Below are 21,338 nucleotides of genomic sequence, written 5' to 3'. Positions count from 1 at the left end.
TCTGTCATCCGTCTTCGGTCATCCGTCCTCTGTCATCCGTCTTCGGTCATCCGTCATCGGTCATCCGTCATCGGTCATCCGTCATCGGTCATCCGTCCTCTACCTATTCGTCCGCCAACATTCTAATTGAGATCAAAGCCTTTTCAACTGCATTATGCGTGACGGTGTTGTGCTTAAAATACGCTACCATTTTCTTCTTTTCATCCTTGGTGGCGTGGAGTTGATTGAGCATATTCATCAAATGCATTTTCATATGGCCTTCTTGAATACCTGTGGTGGTCAACGAGCGCAAAGCAGCAAAGTTTTGCGCTAATCCAGCGGCAGCTACAATTTGCATTAATTCTTTGGCATCCGGTTGGTGTAACATTTCTAAAGCAACTTTTACCAAGGGGTGTAAGTTGGTCAGTCCGCCAACGGTGCCAAGCGCCAATGGGATTTCTAGCCAAAATGTGAATATGCCATCTTTTATTTCGGCATGAGAGAGACTGCTGTATCTTCCATTTCTGGAGGCGTACGCATGGGCTCCGGCTTCAATCGCTCTGAAGTCGTTTCCTGTAGCCAATACAACGGCATCAATGCCATTCATAATGCCTTTGTTGTGGGTAACGGCGCGGTAAGGTTCTATTTCAGCAATCTTCACCGCTTGCACAAATTTATGGGCAAATTCTTCTGAAGATAAAGTTTTATTTTCATTCAAATCCTCAACCGGACATGAAACCTCAGCTCTTACCAAACAGTTGGGAACATAATTGGACAAGATGCTCATCACGATTTGAATATGACTTTCGGCTTCTGAAAATTCTTCAAAATGAAGTGCCTCCATTTTAAATGTTTTCGCAAATTGTTCCAAACACGAGTTGATGAAGTTGGCGCCCATGGCATCCAAGGTTTCAAAAGTGGCATGAAGCTGGTAATAGTCTTTTAAATCTTCAGTTTTATTCCTTAGCTCAATATCTAAAATGCCACCACCACGTTTTTCCATGCTTTTGGTGATGTGCTTGGTGTCTTCAATAAGTTTCGGCTTTACAGTTTTAAAAAAGGCTTGAAGTTTACTAAAGCTGCCATGGTACATAAAATGGACTTGTCCGATTTTTGTAGTTGAAATAACCTCCGTTTTAAATCCGCCACGATCCAACCAAAACTTTGCTGCCTTACTTGCGGCAGCCACTACTGAACTTTCTTCAATGGCCATTGGTATGGTATAGAGTTTCCCATTGATGAGGAAATTGGGCGCTACGCCAAACGGAAGGTAATAGTTGGTAATGGTGTTTTCAATAAACTCATCATGCAACTGTTGTAGTTTCCGATCGGTGTTCCAATATTGTTGAATGGCTTGTTTTGCGGTTTTGGCGTCATTAAAATAGGTGGCCGTAATCCATTCAATTTTTTCTGATTTTGATAATTTGGAAAAGCCTTTTATGGGTTTGATCATGAGCAATTGTTTAGAAAAACAAAGATACTATACTTCGTTTAATTATGCCGATACAAATGCTGGCATTACGTTTTAACTTTAAAGGTTAGTGTTTTTGCATTATTTTTAGTAAACTTGACAGCGTTTTAAAAAAAATAAAATCCCTAATGAAGTATTTGAAAAGTTCCTTGTTTATCTGTTTCTTGGTAACCGCTTTAAGTTCAGCACAAAATAAGGAAATTACCCTTGATGCCATCTGGAATGGCACCTTTAGAACCGAAGGAATGCAGTCTTTGCATTCCATGAATAATGGCAAACAGTACTCTGTACTTAACTCTGAAAACGGTTCGACAGCCATCGATGTTTACGATTATAAAACCTTGTCAAAAGTTGAAACTTTAGTAAGTTCATCTGACTTGAAAGGTATGGCCAACTTTTCTGATTATACCTTTAGTAAAGACGAAAGTAAAATCATTTTGGCAACGGAAGTGGAACCTATCTTCCGTCGTTCTACTTTAGGCGTGTACTATGTTTATGATACCAAAATCAAATCGTTGGTTAAAATTTCTGATGAAAAAATACAAGAGCCAACCTTATCTCCTGATGGAAAAAAAGTGGCTTATGGACTCCAAAATAATCTGTTTATAAAAGATCTTGAAAGCAACCAAACCACGCAAATAACCTTTGATGGAGAGAAAAATAAAATCATCAACGGTATTACAGATTGGGTGTACGAAGAGGAATTTGCCTTTGTACGCGCGTTTGAATGGAATGCTGATGGCACGCATCTAGCATTTATTCGTTTCGATGAAACCTTGGTGCCTGAGTTTTCTATGGATGTTTATGATCAAGGATTGTATCCGACGCAAACGGTTTTTAAATATCCGAAAGCTGGCGAAGCTAATGCCATCGTATCCCTGCATATTTATGACTTGAAATCTAAAAAGCTTAACGATGTAAAAGTGTCAAAATCGTATTCTGATTTTTATATCCCACGGATCAAATGGACTAATGATGCTAACATCCTTAGTGCACAATATACCAACAGACATCAAAATGAGCTCGATTTATGGATGATTAACGCCAGCAACATGAGTTCAAAATTGGTGTTGGCTGAGAAAGATAAGGCCTATGTTGATGTGACTGATAACTTGACTTTTTTAAAGGATAATAGTTTCATCTGGACCTCTGAAAAGGACGGTTACAATCATATTTATCATTATTCAAAAGATGGTAAATTAATTAATCAAGTGACCAAAGGACCTTGGGAGGTAACCAACTATTATGGCTTTGACGAGAAAAACAACATTGTTTTTTATCAATCTGTGGAAAACGGATCGATCAATAGAGATGTTTATGCTATCAATATAAATGGCAAGAACAAAAAACGCTTGACCCAAAAAACAGGGACGAACTCAGCCGATTTTAGTGCTGATTTCACGTACTTTATTAATACATTCTCAAGCGCTACTACAGCTCCGGAATATACACTTCATACCGCAAAAGACGGGAAACTCGTTAAAGTTATAAAAGACAATATTGCTTTGGAGAAAGCGCTGCAAGCTTACCATCTACCAACCAAGGAGTTCAGCACCATTGCGGTTAATGGCAACGATTTGAACATGTGGATGATTAAACCGGCCAATTTTGATCCATCAAAAAGCTATCCTTTGTTTATGACGCAATATTCAGGACCAGGATCTCAATCCGTGAGTAACACTTGGAACAATGCTAATGATTATTGGTTTTACTACTTAGCGCAACAAGGTTATATTGTGGCCTGTGTAGATGGTAGAGGGACTGGATTTAAAGGCGCTGAGTTCAAAAAAGTCACCCAAAATGAATTGGGCAAATATGAAGTGGAAGATCAGATTCAAGCGGCGAAGGAGTTAGGCGCAAGAAACTATATTGATAAAAGCAGAATTGGCATTTGGGGCTGGAGTTACGGTGGGTTTATGAGTAGTAACGCCTTATTTAAAGGCAATGACGTTTTTAAAATGGCCATTGCTGTGGCGCCTGTGACAAGCTGGCGTTTTTACGACACTATTTATACCGAGCGTTATATGACCACACCTCAGGAAAACCCATCGGGATATGACGAAAACTCTCCAATTTTCCATGTCGACAAATTAAAGGGTAATTTTTTGCTCATTCATGGAACTTCAGATGATAACGTGCATGTCCAGAACACGATGCTTATGGTTGAAGCCTTAGTGCAAGCCAATAAGCAATTTGAATGGATGATTTACCCTGATAAAAACCACGGTATCTATGGCGGCAAAACCAGACTGCACTTATATACCAAAATGACTAACTATATTAAAGAAAACCTATAAAAACAGAATTTATGAGCCAAGAACATGATCAAGGATTAATCGCGCATCTCGCAAAACAAGGTATTGACGACAAAATGGTAATGGGACATCCGGCAGGATTGTTTGTGTTATTTTTTACAGAGATGTGGGAGCGCTTCAGTTATTATGGCATGCGAGCATTGCTGGTTATATTTTTAGTCAGTCAAGTGGCTGATGGGGGATGGGAATGGTCTCGTTCGGAAGCCATGAATCTATTTGGATTGTATACCATGTTGGTCTATTTTACCCCTTTATTAGGAGGGATCATCGCCGATAGATTTACAGGGTTTAGAAAGGCCATTATTTTGGGTGCGATAATTATGACTCTGGGACATGCCTCAATGGCTCTCGAAATGGTAAACGCTAATTTCTTCTACATTGGATTGGGCTTAATGATTCTAGGAAACGGTATGTTTAAGCCGAATATTTCCTCTATGGTAGGTCAATTATATCCAGATAACAGCACTAAGAAAGATGGAGGATACACCATTTTCTATATGGGTATTAACGCTGGAGCATTTTTAGGAATGTTGTTGTGTGGTTATATCGGAGAAAAAGTAGGATGGCATTATGGTTTCGGTTTAGCTGGAGTATTCATGATGTTCGGAGGACTGCAATTTTATTTTGCAGGCAAGTTATTTGGAATCGTTGGAGAATCTCCAAAAGAACATAAGGAATCAGTTAAAAAAGGGGTTGAGGAAGAAGATGAGCAACTACCTACAAATGTGGTCAGAGATCGTTTGATCGTAGTGGTTGTATTGATGTTTTTTAGTATATTTTTCTTCCTTTCTTTCGAACAGGCAGGAGGGTCGATGAGTATTTTTGCTCTTGATTATACCCAGCGTATTCTTCCAGGGAATGCTGGAACTATTTTTATGTGGGTGGATACTTTGTTAACCTTATTCCCATTGGTTATTGTAACATACGTTTTGTGGTCATTAGGGAAGAAGATTTATTCCAAATATCCGACTACAATTATTTTTACTGCCATTTCGTTTTTAATTGTTTGGGGACTGGGTCTTTGGAAAATTGGTCGTGAATTCAATGCTGTTGAAACAGAGGTTACAGCGTCTTGGTTTCAGATTCTAAACTCCTTTTTCATTATTACTTTGGCTTCGGCTTTTAGTAAGATGTGGGAAAAAGTATGGAATCCAGCAGGTCCTATTAAATTTGCCTTAGGTCTTATCTTGGTGGGTGTCGGATTTGCTGTACTGGCTTTCGGTGCTAAAGATATTCCTCAAGGTGCACAAACAGCTTCGGTAAGCATGATTTGGTTAATTGCGGCTTATTTCTTCCATACAACTGGAGAGTTATGTTTGTCGCCCGTTGGTCTTTCATATGTCAGTAAGTTATCGCCTAAAAAGTTCGTAGGCTTGATTTTTGGTGCTTGGTTTATGGCATCGGGAATCGCCAATGGTTTAGCCGGATTTGGTGGCGGATTGATCGATCGAATTGCCGAGGAACATTCTCTGTCTTATTTCTTTGGAATATTTGCTGTCATGCCAGCTGCTGCAGGATTAGTGTTGATTTTGATCTCGCCTATCTTAAAGAAAATGATGCACGGAATTCATTAATTTTATCTAACCTATATGAATGCAACTAACCGCGTATTGATCGATCCTGAATTAGAGAGAATTCAAAACTTTTCAGGAAAGTACCCTAAACAACTTTGGGGGTTGTTTTTCTCAGAAATGTGGGAACGTTTCTGTTTTTATGGAATGCGTGGAGTATTGACTTATTTTATGGTCACTCATTTGGTGCTCGAAAATGGAGCACACATGGGAGCCGGTCAAGCCAATTTGCAGTATGGCGCTACCCAAGCCTTCGTGTATGCGTTTACATTTATTGGAGGATTATTTGCAGATAAAATTTTAGGGTTTAGAAAATCTTTGTTTTGGGGTGGCATTATGATGATTGTCGGAAGTTTGATTCTGGCATTCGATCCATTTCCGGAGCATAATTTCTTTTTAGGAATCAGTTTTACCATTGTAGGAACAGGTTTCTTTAAACCTAATATTTCTACTATGGTCGGCTCCTTATACAAGTCCAACGATAGCCGAAGAGATGCTGGGTTTTCAATGTTTTATTCAGGTATTAATATTGGTGCTTTATTGGGTGGCTATGGCTGTATTGCGATCGGAAAAGGGCAGCTTTTTAGCAGTTTTGTTCCTGAGGCATACCGTTGGAATTTAGCTTTCGGACTTGCAGCAGTTGCGATGACCATCAGTTTAGTGACCTTTATCTTTACTCAAAAAGGATTAGGAACCATTGGGTTATCGCCCTTTAAAGCGAAAACCATGATCGATCAAGATGGTAACACGGTTGAAACAAAGGCTTCTGGGAAAAAATGGTATGAATATGCCGTTTATGCAGGGACGCTTTTAGTAATTCCTATCATCATGACCATGGTGGCTAAAACAGAATATACCGATTGGTTTATGTATATCATTGGGCCAGCAACCTTGGTGTATTTGATTTATGAAATGACCAAGCATACCTGGTCGGAAGTCAAAAAACTGGTAGCGGCTCTTATTTTTATATTTTTCTCAATCATCTTCTGGGCTTTTTTTGAACAAAGTGGAGGATCCTTAAGTATTTTTGCAGCGCAAAACCTTAGCGATACGGTTATGGGAAGTGTTGTATTAGATCCCAATGGGGTCAATAATGCCGCCAACTCAGTATTTGTTATCATTTTTGCACCTCTTGTTGGTTTACTTTGGGTGGCCTTAGCCAAAAAGAAAATTGAACCCAACACGGTTGTTAAATTTGGTCTAGGATTTATATTTCTAGCAGGTGGTTTTTACACACTTTATGCGACCCGATTTTTTGAAACCGTCGTAGGTTCTGGAGTGGCGAGTTTGGATGTGTTTGCCATGGCTTATCTTGTGATTACGTTTGGAGAGTTGTGTTTATCACCTATCGGACTTTCTATTATGACTAAACTTTCGCCAATTCGCATGCAAGGTGTGATGATGGGAAGTTGGTTTTTAGCCAGTGCTTACGGACAATATGTTGCTGGAATTCTTGGTGCAGGTTTGTCGGAAGGCAGCGAAAATGATACGCTCTACGAAAAACTGATTACCTATACAGATGGCTATTATCAATTGGCAATTTATGCATTAATTGCAGGGATTGTTCTTATTGTCATTTCGCCTTTAGTTCGCAAACTCATGCAAGAGGTTCGATAATTTAACTGAGTATATAAACAAATAAAATATTACCCCTAATGAATACTGATATTGAAAATCTATTTAAAGACACCGTTCTTGGACATCCCATAGGACTTTTCATCTTGTTTTTTACCGAGATGTGGGAACGTTTTTCTTTTTATGGAATGCGTATCCTCCTTATTTTATTTTTAACGGCACCTTTAGTGAGTGATAACCCAGGTTGGGATTGGCCGCGTGAACACGCCCTTTCATTAATCGGTACGTATGCCTCTCTTTTATATTTAACACCGATTATTGGGGGATGGATTGCGGATAAGTTTACAGGTTACCGTATTGCTGTAGTTATCGGCTGTATCATTATGACACTTGGTCATGCCGCGATGGCGCTTGAAACTACATTTTCCTTTTACTTAGGTTTGGCTTTATTAGTGCTTGGAACTGGTTTCTTTAAGCCAAATATTACCTCAATCATCTCTGAAATGTACAAAACCAGAGAGTCAAAAAAGGATGGTGCTTATACAATATTCTATATGGGTGTCAACGCCGGAGCGTTTTTCGGGATGATGTTGTGTGGCTATTTAGCTGAAAACTACGGATGGGCTTATGGTTTTGGTCTTGCGGGTATTTTTATGTTATTAGGAATGCTTCAGTTTTTATTGGCACATCAAATTTTTGGTAAGATCGGTGCAGCGCCTTCAAAGAATATTGAAGTGCTATTACATGATGGCGAAGATGCTAACGATCCAAATGTGATCAAAGAAGAAATGGAGGCAGCCTCCAAGTTGAATCCTTTTACAACACTAGATAAAATTCTGATTGCCTTATCATCCGTCGGTGGACTTTTGTATTTGTTCAATGATCCTTTAGAGACTATTGGAGGCACTTCAATGTTGCCTTTTGAAGTTCTCGGTTATAGTGGGACAGACTTTGTCGTCATTTTGGCTTTAGTGCTCTTTTTAGCCTTGTTAATCATGCGGATTTCACGGTATATTCCTATTGTTAGGGATCGTTTGATTGCCGTTTCTATTTTCGCCCTTTTTACGGTGTTCTTTTTTGCCTTCTTTGAACAATCTCTGGGATCGATGACCTTATTTGCGAGTGATTATACCAATCGTGACTTAGTAGGTAATACGGCTACTATATTTAAGATTGTGGATGGCTTATTAACGACCATTCCGTTAATCATCATTACCTATGTTATCTTCTTGATTTTCAAAAAGACCTTTACTAAAATTGGCGCTTCAAACATCATGTTGGCGATTGCCTTCCTTGGCTTATGGGTATTAGTAATATACCGTATCTATGACAAATCATTTTCTGATGAATTAAAAGTTGATGCCACTTGGTTCGGGATTTTAAACTCGTTCTTTATTATTACTTTGGCACCAATATTCTCGAAATGGTGGGAAAGTAAATACAATCCGAGTGCGGCTATGAAATATGCGATTGGATTAGTGTTATTAGGTTTAGGATTTGGAATCTTGGCTTATGGCGCTTCAGACATTCCTTCGGGAGCTAAAACGGCATCGGTAAGCATGATATTCTTAATTCTGGCCTACTTGTTCCACACGATGGGCGAGCTTTGTTTATCGCCGTTAGGATTGTCTTATTTAAGTAAGTTAGTACCTGCGCGTATGATTGGGTTTATGTTCGGTGTTTGGTATTTGGCGATAGCAGTTGGTCAGAAATTGGCAAATAATATGGGTGGTATGATTGATAAAATATCAGAGCAATATTCATTAGGAATATTCTTTTTAATATTTGCCGTTGTTCCTATTGCAGTTGGTTTAGTATCAATGGTATTAAATCCTGTTCTTAAAAAATTGATGCACGGCGTACGATAATTTCTTAATTAGTTAAATAAACGTGAAATGCTCCACTTTTGGAGCATTTTTTGTACTTTCAACTTAGATTTGTAAAAAGTTATTAAAATGAAAAAATTAGCATTCGTAATGGTTTTGACGCTCTCAATGTCATTGACCAGTATCGCCCAAAAGATAAATTGGGTCACTTTTGAAGAAGCCTTGGCGCTTCAAAAGAAAAAACCTAAAAAAATCATGATGGATGTTTATACCAATTGGTGCGGTCCATGTAAAATGTTGGATAAAAACACCTTCCAAAATGCAGATGTTGCCAAGTATGTAAATGACAACTATTATGCAGTTAAATTTGATGCCGAAGGCAACGAGAAAGTCAACTATAAAGGGAATGTTTATGATAACAAAGGCTACAAACCTGAAATGGCAAGTCGTAGAAACAGCGTTCATAATTTAACTCATGCATTACAAGTAAACGCTTATCCAACGATCGTGTTTTTTGATGAAATCGGTGACATGATTTTTCCTTTAAGAGGCTATCAAGAGCCACGGCAATTGGAATTATATCTTAAGATGTTTCTAAAAGATAAGCACAAAGAAATGAAAACTCAAGAGGATTTTAACGCTTATAATTCGGCGTTTAAGCCTGAGTTTAAAGATTAGTTGTTGCGTTGAATGTAGTTTAGTTGTGAGTTGTTAAGATGTGTGATTTAATAATTACATCTGCCAAATCAACGGGAAACAAAATATCCTATTATTACTTTTTTAATACAAAAGCGCCCTCCCTACTGGTCAAGTGGAAAGGGATTTTTTGTTTTAGGCAAGTTGCTTCCCAGCGTTGGAGATAACTTTTATAGTTGCTGCCATCTGCAATAATCAGTTCTGGCTTGATGGAATCTAATAAACGTTCTAAATTTATGCGTGGCGAATTTCTTAAAATCAAATATTCTGGATTTAACTGAGGAACGTTGTAAATCCCTAAACTGTCAATAATTAAGAGTTTTTTATTGTCAAATAAATAAATGTTTTCTAAGCTGGCTTCATTAATGTCATTAATCGAATTTCCGATTTTGTAATTCCTGAGGCTATAATCTTTGTCAATGGCGACACGGTCAAGGTTGTGCAAAACGGTTAAAGCGGAATTCTCCTTTATACCAATAAGGCTAAATCTACTTTTGTGGAAAACGATCAATTCGTCTGTCTGAAGCTTTTGTTTTTCGAAAATTAAAACGGATTGCAGCATCAATATCGACAACATAGCGATCGATAATCTTTTGAAACTTTGCTTTTTATATAGAAAGGAGAGTGAGATAATCAGGAGGTATGCGCTAAGGACTTGCAGCTCACTAAATGGGATATCACTCAATATAAATTTCTCTTGAAGTGAAACCCATCTTACAAAACTGTTCATGATACTGATCATGCCACCATATAAATCGGCCAGCCAAAACGGAAGGATATTCGGTAATGCCATCAAAATGACGAGAATCCCCATCCCCAAGATGATTCCTAAAAAAGGAATTATGACCAGATTAGACACGAAGAATAAGCCTGGGAATTGATGGAAGTAAAATAAACTAATGGGCATCACGCCAATCTGTGCGGCCATGGTAACCGTGAATATTTGCCAAAGTTTATTAATAGGCTCTAATTTGGGTTCCCATAATTTAACCATAAGGGGTTGCAAGGTCACAATAGCAATGACGGCCAAATAGCTCATCTGAAAACCCACGTCAAACAGGAATAAGGGCTTGAACAGCAGGAGGAAAAACATGGAGATGGCCAAGGTGTTGAAAATATTGGAAGGCCGCTTTAAATTCAAGCCAATGGCCACAATACTGAACATGGTTACCGCTCTGGTAACCGAGGCCGACAATCCTGCGACAATGGCAAAACCCCATAAAATGATCACAATCAATATGATTTTTAGTGTTTTTCCACGCTTTAGATATTCTAAAGGTTTGAACAAGGAATTTAATAACAATAATACAATGCCAACATGCAATCCGGAAACTGCTAGAATATGAATGACGCCTGCTTTGGAATAGCTGTTGTAGATGTCAGTGCTGATATCCTGTCGTTGCCCCAATAATAACGCATTAATCAAGGCTAATTCATCAGGTTTAAAGTGGTAGCGTTTTAATTGCGAATTGATATGCGTTCGCAATTGCGCAGCATAACCAAAAACGGTACGTTTCTCAGATGGAATTTCTAAAAGTTGAGAATTATCGACGAAGATTTGATGATAAATATATTGCCTTTCGAGATAGGCCTTATAATCAAATTGATTGGGATTTAATGGAGCATTCAAATCTCTAAAAGACGTTGCAGCCACAAGAACATCATCGACCTTAAAGGCTTCAAAAAGACTGTCTTTTCTTATGTTTAAAAGTGCTTTTCCAGCAAGAACTTGATTGTTGATTTTGAGAATGTCAATAACATATTTCTCATAATTAACGCCAGGTTTGAGCACTTCTCTTATCCGAAAGGTAATAGTTTCTACAGTATCTTTTGTAGGATCAATATGTTGGCTGTAGTGTTGCTTAAATTGCTTTTGTTCATGTGCTTGGTAGGTTAGAATACCAATGCTGATAAAAGTCAAAACGGTGAGTATTCCGAAGGCGATTGATTTGACCAGACGCCTTTTCTCAACAATTAGTAATATGCACAGGCTACCAATGAAAATTAAGGTAATTGGTAAAATATAATCTGTGGGAAAGTTGAAATAATGCGCAAAAAGAATGCCTACAATGAGGCATAGAGTAATTTTGATGATCGCAAAATTTAGTAACTTCATAAGTCTAAGTTACTAAAAATAAGAATTATATCACACGTCGCGCTTGTACGAAGGCGAAATACCAATATTTTTCCGCAATGTTGGAAATCATTACGCCACTGCTTGTACTTGCGTGAATAAATTCAACATAGCCATCCCTGGCATCAGTGACTATGCCCACATGGTTAACCTTTCTACTGTTTTTATTGGTAGCAAAAAACAATAGATCGCCTTTAGTCACTTGTTTTAAATCCACCCAGTCGCCAGTGGTTGATAAATCTCCAGTGGATCTTGGCAAAGAAATGTTTTCACTATCGAAGGAGGTGACAACTAAACCTGAGCAATCCATGCCTTTTTTTGTGGTGCCACCATATTTGTATTTCACGCCATCAAATTTGAGTGCATAATCCACGATTTTATCTGCTTGGGGATTGTAAGCGATTGGAGCCGACTTTTTAGATCTGGAATCTATTTTTGCGGTCTTTGATTTGGTAGTCACAGTCCGTTTAGACGACCTGCAGCTGCTAAAAGTGATTACTAAAAGAAGGAGTAGGGCAATCTTTTTCATCTGTAGAAAGTTAGTTTTTTTGTAAAATATGGAATTATGGAAACTTTTAGCCCAAAACTAAGTGTTTAATTGGTATTTGCACTATATAACTCGTCTTGCTTGTATAAAGGCGTAGTTCCAATATTTTTCGGCCATGTTAGAAACGATCACGCCACTGCTCGTACTGGCATGGATAAATTCTACAATACCATCTTTAACCGTCGTCACAATTCCGACATGGCTAATGGTTCGACTATTTTTACGTGTGGCAAAAAATAATAAATCGCCTTTGCTTACTTGGTTCAGATCAATGGAATTGCCAGTACGTGCGATTTCTCGAGATACTCTTGGCAAAGAAATATTTTCGCTGTCAAAAGTGGTCACAACCAAACCAGAACAATCCATGCCTTCTTTTGTGGTACCGCCTCGTTTGTATCTGACGCCATCAAATGCAAAAGCATAATTTACAATGCGGTTGGCTTGTGTTTCAATGGCTTTTGGGATGTCGGTTATAATGTTTAAATCAATCGGTGCTAATTCTACAGGGGTTAAATCGACAATGCTCGTTTCAATGGATAAGGTAGGGTTTGCCGGTAGTTTTATTGGATCTGATTCAATTTTAGTGTTCTTTGAATTGGTTGTCACAAATGTTTTGGAGGAGTTGCAGCTGCTAAAAGTGATCAGCAAAAGAAGGAGTAGCGCGATCTTTTTCATAAGGCCAAATATAATTTTTTATACAAATAGAAACTTATTACCATATTTTGGCAATAGCAAAGTTTTTATTAAACGTTGATTGATTGCCGAAAGTATAAAATTTTTCGATAAAATTATTGTGTTTTATGCTTTTTAACGTCTTTAATAATCAATTGTGCCGTTTTTTCACTCGCACCTTTTCCTCCTAGTTGCTTTTCCAATTCAAAATATTCCATAAAAAGTTGTTCCCTTTTGTCAGATTGTAGAATGTTGTGGAGTTCCTTTTTTAGACGTTTAGTGTTGAAATCATCCTGAATTAATTCGACGACTACGGGCTTATCCATTATCAAATTTACCAAGGAGATGTATTTTAAATTGATGATGCGTTTTGCGATTTGATAGGACAACCAACTTCCTTTATAGCATACAACTTCTGGTACTTTAAACAAAGCGGTTTCCAAAGTTGCCGTTCCTGAAGTTACCAAAGCAGCTGTACTAACGCTCAATAGATCATAAGTTACATTATTGACAAAGGATACATTTTCCTTTTTGATGAAGCTGCCGTAAAATTCGTAATCCTGACTTGGTGCGCCTGCAATTACAAATTGATAGTCTTTAAAATCCTTAACGACACTTAGCATAACGGAAAGCATTTTTCTGATTTCCTGCTTTCTACTTCCTGGCAGCAGGGCGATGATTGGTTTGTCAGAAAGTTTGTGTTTGACCCTAAATTCAGTTTCGCTCACTTGCGCTCTGTCTGCAATGGCATCAATCAACGGGTGCCCAACAAACTCGACAGGATATTGATGTTTGTCTTCATAAAACGATTTTTCAAACGGCAATATGACATACATCTTGTCAACATCACGTTTGATGGCGTGAATCCTGTTTTCTTTCCAAGCCCAAATTTGAGGCGAGATATAATAATGGGTTTTATATCCTTTTTCCTTCGCCCATTTGGCAATGCGCAAATTAAATCCCGGATAGTCAATGAAAATAAGAACGTCTGGATTGTATTGTTCAATATCAGCTTTGCAAAATGCCAGATTTTTGGTGATTGCTTTTAAGTTCATGACCACTTCCAAAAAGCCCATAAAAGCCAACTCCCGATAATGTTTTACAAGAGTCGGGCTAACCGCTTGCATCAAATCGCCACCCCAAAACCTGAATTCTGCGTCCACGTCTTGTTTTTGCAATGCCTTCATGAGGTTGGCACCATGTAAATCTCCAGAGGCTTCGCCAGCAATGATATAGTATTTCATTTTTTGTGAATTGCGGTATTAGGGTTAAAAACAGATCAGAATTAATCTGTTTTTATTACTTGTAATTTAATAAAAACGTGGCAATCGTGACGGTTATCGTTGCGAAAATAACACCTCGCGCACGATAATCGCGTTTTTGTTTGAGGAATAGGAAAAACGCAACAAGATTTAACAAGGCGCCAATACTCACTAATTTGTTGAAAAATCCCTGAGCTAACGATTGTCTGAAAACGTCAGAAATTCTTTCGCCATTTCCGAAAATAAAGATGGCAATAATGAAGCCGAAGGCATTGGCAATTAATCCTACCAAAAAACCGATAAATAGTTCTTTTTTAATCATTTAAATTCCAAGTGTTTAAATTTTGAATACAGTGATGGGCGGTCAAATCAAACTGAACAGGAACCACGGAAACATAACCATGCTCCAAAGCCCACTCATCCGTATCTTCGCCGTGATCTAAATTAACAAATTTCCCAGCCAACCAATAGTAATCACGGCCATTCGGGTTGGTACGCTTGTCAAATTCTTCTTCCCAATTGGCTTTTGCTTGACGGCATATTTTAATGCCTTTAATCGCTTCTTTAGGTAAATTAGGGATGTTTACATTCAGGACCACTCCTGTTGGCAATCCATTTTTCAATACATTTTCAGTAATGGTTTTCACAAAGCCTTTACAGGCTTCAAAGTTGGCACTCCATTTATAATCACACAGTGAAAACCCAATAGCAGGAATACCTTCAATGCCGGCTTCCAAAGCAGCACTCATGGTACCTGAATAAATGACATTAATGGAGGAGTTGGAGCCGTGGTTGATGCCTGAGACGCAAAGATCCGGTCGTCTGCCCAAAACTTGCTTAACGGCCAATTTCACGCAGTCGGCAGGGGTGCCAGAACAGCTATATTCAATGGTTCCGTCAGGATCTATTTGTACTTCTTCAACATAAAGTGTCGAGTTGACAGTAATGGCATGGCCCATTGCGCTTTGTGGACTATCGGGAGCAACGACGACAACATCGCCAATGGTTTTCATGACTTCAATTAGTGTTCTCAGCCCCGGTGCTGTAATTCCATCATCATTAGTCACTAAAATAAGTGGTCTTTTCTTCATTTTTCAAACTTAATTTAAGTCTGCTAAAATACATAAATTAGGTCTTATAACTCTAATTGAGGAGGTTTAACAAAAAATTAGTAGGCATTGGTTTTATTGGCATGGTTTTTTCTTTTACTTTAGTGAAATATAATAAGTCGCCTAATGCACTTATGCTCTAAATAATGCTATAAAACAATATGAAAGATATCATGAAAAGGAATTATAAGGTTTTGTTGTTGGCGCTGATGCTAGCGTTTGCATCGTGCAGTTTTACTAAGAAAACTTTTGACGACCCGGATAGGGATAAATTATTAATGCAGTTGATTGTCTATGTTCTTGAAGAAGGTCATTACAGTCCTAAAGACTTAAATGATGATTTTTCTGAGCAGGTTTATGCGTCGTACTTGGATCAGCTTGATCCTTTTAAACGTTATTTTTATGCTTCAGACATCAAAGAATTTGAAGCTTATAAAGATCAAATTGATGACCAGTTAAAAAGTTACGATTTGTCATTTTTTAATTTGACCCACGAGCGTTTATTGCAACGTATTGAAGAGTCTCAAATCCTGTATAAAGATGTATTGGCAAAACCTTTTGATTACAATGTAGACGAAGATATCAATACAGATTACAAGAAATTGGCCTATGTCAATTCAAAAAAGGAAATGCGTGACCGTTGGAGAACCCAACTTAAGTTTTCAACGATTGCCAATTATGACGATTTGATTTCTCAGCAGGAAAACACTATTTCCTCAAAGAATAAAGTTAAGAACATGACCGATGATGAATATCAAATGCTTGATTCAGAAATGAGGGAGCTTCCGAAATCAGATAAAACTAAAGATTCAAAAGATCCAAAGGAAATGAAATCATTATCTGAATTAGAGGCAGAGGCACGTAACACGACTTTGAGTTCTCTAAATGAGCTTTATGACTATATCAATGAACGTAATCGTGAAGATTGGTTTGCCGTTTATTTGAATGCCATTGTTGCCGAATTTGATCCACATACATTTTACTACGCTCCGGAAGATAAAGAGCGTTTTGATGTGGCCATGTCTGGAAAATTTGAAGGTATTGGTGCAAGATTACAAAAAAAGATGGATGTTGTGACCATTATGGAAATCATCAGTGGTGGTCCAGCATGGAAACAGAATAAAATGGAGGCGGGCGACCAAATCCTTAAAGTACAGCAAGATAATGGTGAGCCTGCAGTGAGTATTGTTGGGATGCGTTTGGAAGATGCTGTGAAATTGATAAAAGGTCCTAAAGGAACAAGCGTCATCTTAACTTTGAAAAAAGTAGATGGGACTATTGAAGACTTAAAGATTGCAAGGGATATTGTAGAATTAGAAGAGGTTTATGCGAAGTCATCAACCGTTATCAAGGATAATAAAAAGTTTGGCGTCATCAACCTTCCTGGTTTTTATGTCAGTATGGATGATTACAACAAAAGAAATGCAGCTACCGACGTAAAACTTGAGATCGAACGCTTGAAAAAAGAAAACATTGAAGGATTGGTATTAGATCTTAGGAACAATGGCGGAGGATCCTTGCAAACCGTGATCGATATGGCGGGATTATTTATAAAAGAAGGTCCAATTGTACAGGTTAAAACTACGGGCGGTCAAAAAGAAGTATTGAGAGACAAAGATAAAGCGATAACTTGGGACGGTCCATTGGTGATTTTGGTGAATGAAAATTCGGCTTCGGCCTCTGAAATTTTAGCTGCCGCTATGCAAGACTACAAACGTGCTTTAGTTATTGGAAGTAAACAAACCTTTGGAAAAGGAACAGTTCAGACCGTATTGGATTTAAATCGAATGGTGAAGAATAATTCATTGGGAGATATGGGTGCATTAAAATATACCATTCAAAAATATTACAGAATTGATGGTGGGTCAACTCAATTGGAAGGCGTGAAAAGTGATGTGGTGGTTCCAGATCGCTATAGTTATATCGCTTTAGGCGAAAAGAATCAGGAAAATCCATTGCCGTATGACAGAATTGATGCTGCCAATTATACCGTTTGGAACAATAATTCAGGCTTTCAAACAGCAATCGATAACAGTTATGCTCGCATTGCGAAAAATGAGCAGCTGAAACTTATTGATGAGAATGCAAAATGGGTTAAAAAAATAAGAGATCAGGATATGTATTCACTTAAATATGATACCTATAAGACAGCGTTGAAATTAAATGAGGATGAGGCTAAGCAGTTCGAAAAGTTGGCTGACTATAAAACGAATTTAACCTTCAGCTCCTTGCCATACGAAAATGAGTTGATGGTTGCTGATAGTACTTTAAAAGAAAAGCGTGTGCGCTGGCACAAAGCGTTGAGCCAGGATGTTTATGTGGAAGAAGCACTCAATGTATTGAATGATTTAAGAGGGCCTACTGATATTAAAAAAGTAGTCAATAATGTAAAGAAGTAAAATCTTCAAACTATTAGATAATAAAAATGCTCCAAAGTTGATTCAAACTTTGGAGCATTTTTTTTATGTGTGATTGATTGTATTGTGGTATTTAATTCTTTCTCAATGCATTCATTTCATCATTTGTAGTATCAATTTGTGCGAGGACTTCATCCCGTCCAATGGCAGAGGAGGAAGAGGTAATAAAGTATTTAGGGGTTTCTTCCCATGTTTCGAGAAGCTTTTCCATATAAGCCGCAACATTGCGCTCAATGGCTTTTGGTTTTAACTTATCTGCTTTTGTAAAAATAATACAGAAGGGAATCCCACCTTCTCCCATATATTCCAAGAATTCCAAATCTATTTTTTGAGCCTCATGTCGGATGTCCACCAAAACAAAGGCTAAGGCTAATTGTTGACGTTCTTCAAAATAGTCAGTAATGAATCTCTGGAATTTCTTTTTGGATGATTTTGAAACACGAGCGTAACCATAACCTGGTAAATCGACCAAAAACCAATTTTTGTTGATTAAAAAATGATTGATAAGTTGTGTTTTTCCCGGTCTGCCCGATGTTTTCGCTAAGTTTTTATGATCGGTAAGCATGTTGATCAAGGACGATTTGCCCACATTACTACGACCTATAAAGGCGTATTCTGGCAAAATATCTTTAGGGCATTTACTCACTTCGGAGTTGCTCATTAAAAATTCGGCAGTTTTGATGATCATGATATTAGGTTTTAAACGCAAAGGGCGCAAAGATTGCGCAAAGAACGCAAAGTTTTTTGAATTTATGCTGTGGTAGGTGTATTCAGTCGGCAGTCCTCAGTCCTCAGTCCCGGTCATCCGTCATCTGTCATCCGTCATCTGTCATCCGTCATCTGTCATCTGTCATCTGTCATCTGTCATCGGTCATCGGTCATCGGTCATCGGTCATCGGTCATCGGTCATCGGTCATCGGTCTTGAGCTTCAACTTCAATTTCAATTTCAAAGATTCCTCTTCAAAAGCCACTCCGCAAGGATCGCGTTAAATTCGTCAGGATGCTCCATCATAGCGGCATGTCCACATTTGTCGATCCAGTGCAATTCAGAATCTGGTAAAAGTTGATGAAATTCTTCGGCAACTTCAGGAGGCGTGACAATATCATTTTTCCCCCATATAATGCATACGGGCAAATCCATCTTAGGCAAATCCTTTGACATATTATGTCGGATCGCACTTTTCGCAATGGCTAAGGTTTTGATCAGTTTATTTCGGTCATTGACAGTTTCATAAACTTCATCCACAATGTCTTTGGTCGCCACTGCAGGATCGTAAAAAACATCCTGTGCCTTTTTCTTGATCACTTCATAGTCGCCTCGTTTAGTGTAACCACCGCCCATGGCGCTTTCATACAAACCAGAACTTCCAGTAATAATGAGTGCTTTTACTTTTTCGGGGTAAAGCTTTGTATGATAGAGACCAATATGTCCACCTAAGGAATTTCCCAGCAATATAACATCGTCAAGCCCTTTGTATTCAATAAAATCATGAAGATATTTAGCAAAGCTTTTAACATTAGTCTTTAATAAAGACATAGTGTAAATAGGGAGTTCGGGAATGATGACTTTATAACCTTTATCTCCAAAGTATTTTACCACAGCATCAAAATTACTCAGTCCGCCCATTAGTCCGTGAAGAATAATAATCGGCTTGCCTTCGCCTACTTCAATATAACTGTAATTCTTTTCTTTTTTTAAGAGGTGTATCATTAATGGCTGGTAGTTATGCATAAAAAACAAATATAGTTATTTCAGCGAAATTTTATTTCTTTTTCAACATTCTTCCAAATAATACTTTCCGAAAAGTTGTTTACAACCGAAAAGTCCACTTTCTACCACTTTTTAATCCCTTCAAAAACAGGGCTTTATTTATTTTGATTTTCTTCATTTTGTCGAAAATTAAGCTCAGAATCGTAAACTTATCAACAAAAGTGGTAAATTGTGGTAAAAGGTGGTAATATTTTCAATATATTTGACTCTCGGTCGTTAGATACAAAAACAAATTCAATTGAGCTCATTAATAGGAACATACGAATGTAAAGTAGATGCAAAAGGCAGACTTATGTTGCCTTCTGCGATCAAAAAACAGTTGTTGCCTGCGCTTCAAAATGGATTTGTTCTAAAAAGAGCGGTTTTTCAACCTTGTTTAGAATTGTATCCCATGGTCGAATGGGAGGCTTTAATGCAAAAAATGAACAAACTTAATCGCTTTAAAAAGAAAAACAACGACTTCATCCGAAGGTTTACCGCAGGAGTTAAAATTGTGGAAGTTGATAGTACGGGCAGATTGCTGGTCCCTAAGGATTTGATGGTGTTTTCTGGGATTTCAAAAGATATCGTAGTGTCTTCAGCAATTAATATTGTGGAGATCTGGGATAAAGATAAATATGAACAAGCTATAGACGATGCGGCCGATGATTTTGCAGATTTGGCTGAGGAGGTTATGGGACAAGAGGATGACGAAGATGGAATATCATAATCCGGTTTTACTTATGGAGACGGTTGATGGCTTAAATGTCAAACCAGATGGGGTGTATGTTGATGTGACCTTTGGCGGCGGCGGTCATAGCCGCGAGATTTTAAGACGCTTGGGGCCGAACGGAAAGCTATTCGCTTTTGATCAGGATAAGGACGCTCTTTTAAATACGATTGATGATCCTCGTTTTACGTTGATCAATGAGAATTTTAGATTCGTTAAGCGCTTCGTGCGTTTTTATGGCGCTAAGGAAGTGGATGGGATTTTAGCCGATTTTGGCGTGTCTTCGCATCAGTTTGATGTTGCTGAACGCGGGTTTTCAACGCGCTTTGAAGCTGATTTGGATATGCGAATGAATCAGGATAGTCAGTTGACAGCATTTCATGTCATCAATAAATATGATGAAGAGCAGATTAGAGATGTTCTTTTTCAATATGGCGAATTACGTCAAGCACCAGCAATGGCAAAGTTGATCGTTGAAGAACGCGCGACAAATGAAATCAAGTCAAGCGAGCATCTTAAAGAAGTTTTGAAAAAGTTTGTAAAACATAAGAATGAGCATAAAGTGTTGGCGCAAATCTATCAGGCCATTCGCATAGAAGTGAACCAAGAGATTGAAGCTTTAAAGGAATTGCTGATTCAAACGCCAGAAATGTTAAAAACAGGTGGTCGTTTAAGTTGCATTTCATACCATTCATTGGAAGATCGATTGGTAAAGCGTTTTATAAGAAATGGGATGTTTGAAGGCGAGCCAGAGCGCGATGTGTTTGGAAATTTTGAAGTGCCATTAAAAAAAGTTGGTGGATTGATTGTGCCGTCAAAAGCTGAGATAAAAGAAAACAGTAGAGCGCGAAGTGCAAAGCTTCGAATTGCTGAAAAGATATAAGTTGAATTAAATAAGATTCCTGCCTTCGCAGGAATGTGGGAATGAAAAACAATATTTATCACATATTAAGAGGTAAGTTTTTGGTCAGCGATGATTCCTTCAAAAATTGGAGAGTCATCATTTTTATTTCTGTTTTGGCTATTATCATGATTGCGAGTTCACATAGTGCCGATCAAAAAGTACATGATATAGCGCGCTTAAATAATGAAGTTAAAGAATGGCGTTCCGCATTTGTGGATGGAAGATCAAAGTTGATGCGTCTCAAAATGGAGTCTGGCATCGTTCAAAAAATGGCAGAAAAAGAGATTGCACCCTCTCCAAATCCGCCAAAAAAAATAAAAGTAAAATCAGAGAAATAAGTGGCAGACACTGAAAAGAACATATTGAACCGATTGTATTT

Annotated in this window: 18 protein-coding genes; 9 read left to right on the top strand and 9 right to left on the bottom strand. The window is 38.0% G+C overall.

Annotation, left to right across the window (positions count from 1 at the left end; translation table 11 throughout):
* Positions 1-103 precede the first annotated feature (103 nt).
* The gene (locus tag ACOH2D_RS15040) at positions 104-1,432 is read right to left on the bottom strand and encodes a hydroxymethylglutaryl-CoA reductase, degradative (RefSeq protein ID WP_449535720.1); all 1,329 of its coding nucleotides are present in this window, start codon (positions 1,430-1,432) and stop codon (positions 104-106) included.
* A 146-nt stretch (positions 1,433-1,578) separates the two neighbouring features.
* On the opposite strand from ACOH2D_RS15040, the gene ACOH2D_RS15035 reads away from it, so the two are divergent.
* The 5 genes from ACOH2D_RS15035 (at position 1,579) to ACOH2D_RS15015 (ending at position 9,415) form a co-directional block, all read left to right on the top strand.
* Positions 1,579-3,747, top strand: coding sequence for a S9 family peptidase (locus tag ACOH2D_RS15035; protein ID WP_348035161.1), 2,169 nt, complete (start codon positions 1,579-1,581; stop codon positions 3,745-3,747).
* An 11-nt stretch (positions 3,748-3,758) separates the two neighbouring features.
* Positions 3,759-5,339, top strand: a complete 1,581-nt coding sequence (locus ACOH2D_RS15030; protein ID WP_348035162.1) for a peptide MFS transporter — start codon at positions 3,759-3,761, stop codon at positions 5,337-5,339.
* A gap of 15 nt (positions 5,340-5,354) precedes the next feature.
* The gene (locus ACOH2D_RS15025; RefSeq protein ID WP_348035163.1) at positions 5,355-6,953 is read left to right on the top strand and encodes a peptide MFS transporter; all 1,599 of its coding nucleotides are present in this window, start codon (positions 5,355-5,357) and stop codon (positions 6,951-6,953) included.
* A gap of 38 nt (positions 6,954-6,991) precedes the next feature.
* Complete coding sequence (locus ACOH2D_RS15020; protein WP_348035164.1) at positions 6,992-8,779, top strand: peptide MFS transporter; 1,788 nt, start codon at positions 6,992-6,994, stop codon at positions 8,777-8,779.
* Positions 8,780-8,866: 87 nt separating this feature from the next.
* Positions 8,867-9,415, top strand: a complete 549-nt coding sequence (locus tag ACOH2D_RS15015) for a thioredoxin family protein (RefSeq protein ID WP_348035165.1) — start codon at positions 8,867-8,869, stop codon at positions 9,413-9,415.
* Positions 9,416-9,509: 94 nt separating this feature from the next.
* On the opposite strand, the gene ACOH2D_RS15010 is transcribed toward ACOH2D_RS15015, so the two are convergent.
* The 6 genes from ACOH2D_RS15010 to surE all read right to left on the bottom strand — a co-directional run bounded on the left by ACOH2D_RS15010 (position 9,510) and on the right by surE (position 15,139).
* On the bottom strand, positions 9,510-11,549 hold the full coding sequence (locus ACOH2D_RS15010) for a ComEC/Rec2 family competence protein (protein WP_449535719.1): 2,040 nt from the start codon (positions 11,547-11,549) through the stop codon (positions 9,510-9,512).
* A gap of 25 nt (positions 11,550-11,574) precedes the next feature.
* On the bottom strand, positions 11,575-12,027 hold the full coding sequence (locus ACOH2D_RS15005; RefSeq protein ID WP_449535718.1) for a C40 family peptidase: 453 nt from the start codon (positions 12,025-12,027) through the stop codon (positions 11,575-11,577).
* 150 nt (positions 12,028-12,177) lie between these two features.
* On the bottom strand, positions 12,178-12,789 hold the full coding sequence (locus ACOH2D_RS15000) for a C40 family peptidase (protein WP_348037695.1): 612 nt from the start codon (positions 12,787-12,789) through the stop codon (positions 12,178-12,180).
* A gap of 113 nt (positions 12,790-12,902) precedes the next feature.
* Complete coding sequence (gene lpxB, locus ACOH2D_RS14995) at positions 12,903-14,030, bottom strand: lipid-A-disaccharide synthase (RefSeq protein ID WP_348037693.1); 1,128 nt, start codon at positions 14,028-14,030, stop codon at positions 12,903-12,905.
* A 55-nt stretch (positions 14,031-14,085) separates the two neighbouring features.
* Entirely contained in the window at positions 14,086-14,370 is a 285-nt protein-coding gene (locus ACOH2D_RS14990) for a hypothetical protein (protein ID WP_348037691.1), read from the bottom strand.
* On the bottom strand, positions 14,363-15,139 hold the full coding sequence (surE, locus tag ACOH2D_RS14985; protein WP_348037689.1) for a 5'/3'-nucleotidase SurE: 777 nt from the start codon (positions 15,137-15,139) through the stop codon (positions 14,363-14,365). The genes ACOH2D_RS14990 and surE overlap by 8 nt, the downstream gene beginning before the upstream one ends.
* A 191-nt stretch (positions 15,140-15,330) precedes the next feature.
* Here surE and ACOH2D_RS14980 point away from each other — a divergent pair, with 191 nt between their 5' ends.
* Positions 15,331-17,556, top strand: coding sequence for a carboxy terminal-processing peptidase (locus ACOH2D_RS14980; protein ID WP_449535721.1), 2,226 nt, complete (start codon positions 15,331-15,333; stop codon positions 17,554-17,556).
* A 91-nt stretch (positions 17,557-17,647) separates the two neighbouring features.
* Here ACOH2D_RS14980 and yihA read toward each other — a convergent pair whose 3' ends face one another.
* Positions 17,648-18,259, bottom strand: a complete 612-nt coding sequence (yihA, locus tag ACOH2D_RS14975) for a ribosome biogenesis GTP-binding protein YihA/YsxC (protein WP_348037703.1) — start codon at positions 18,257-18,259, stop codon at positions 17,648-17,650.
* A 262-nt stretch (positions 18,260-18,521) separates the two neighbouring features.
* The gene (locus tag ACOH2D_RS14970) at positions 18,522-19,286 is read right to left on the bottom strand and encodes an alpha/beta fold hydrolase (RefSeq protein WP_348037687.1); all 765 of its coding nucleotides are present in this window, start codon (positions 19,284-19,286) and stop codon (positions 18,522-18,524) included.
* A gap of 298 nt (positions 19,287-19,584) precedes the next feature.
* On the opposite strand from ACOH2D_RS14970, the gene mraZ reads away from it, so the two are divergent.
* From mraZ to ACOH2D_RS14955, 3 genes are read left to right on the top strand one after another with little or no spacing between them, the layout of a single operon-like run.
* Positions 19,585-20,055 (top strand): division/cell wall cluster transcriptional repressor MraZ, encoded by a 471-nt coding sequence (gene mraZ / locus ACOH2D_RS14965; protein ID WP_348037685.1) that lies wholly within the window; start codon positions 19,585-19,587, stop codon positions 20,053-20,055.
* The gene (gene rsmH, locus ACOH2D_RS14960) at positions 20,042-20,938 is read left to right on the top strand and encodes a 16S rRNA (cytosine(1402)-N(4))-methyltransferase RsmH (RefSeq protein WP_449535717.1); all 897 of its coding nucleotides are present in this window, start codon (positions 20,042-20,044) and stop codon (positions 20,936-20,938) included. The genes mraZ and rsmH overlap by 14 nt, the downstream gene beginning before the upstream one ends.
* A 41-nt stretch (positions 20,939-20,979) precedes the next feature.
* Entirely contained in the window at positions 20,980-21,297 is a 318-nt protein-coding gene (locus ACOH2D_RS14955) for an FtsL-like putative cell division protein (protein ID WP_348037682.1), read from the top strand.
* Positions 21,298-21,338 lie beyond the last annotated feature (41 nt).

It is taken from the genome of Gelidibacter sp., from assembly GCF_053579655.1.
The sequence above is the reverse complement of the archived record's forward strand: the minus strand, read 5'-3'. Positions and strand labels throughout refer to the sequence as shown.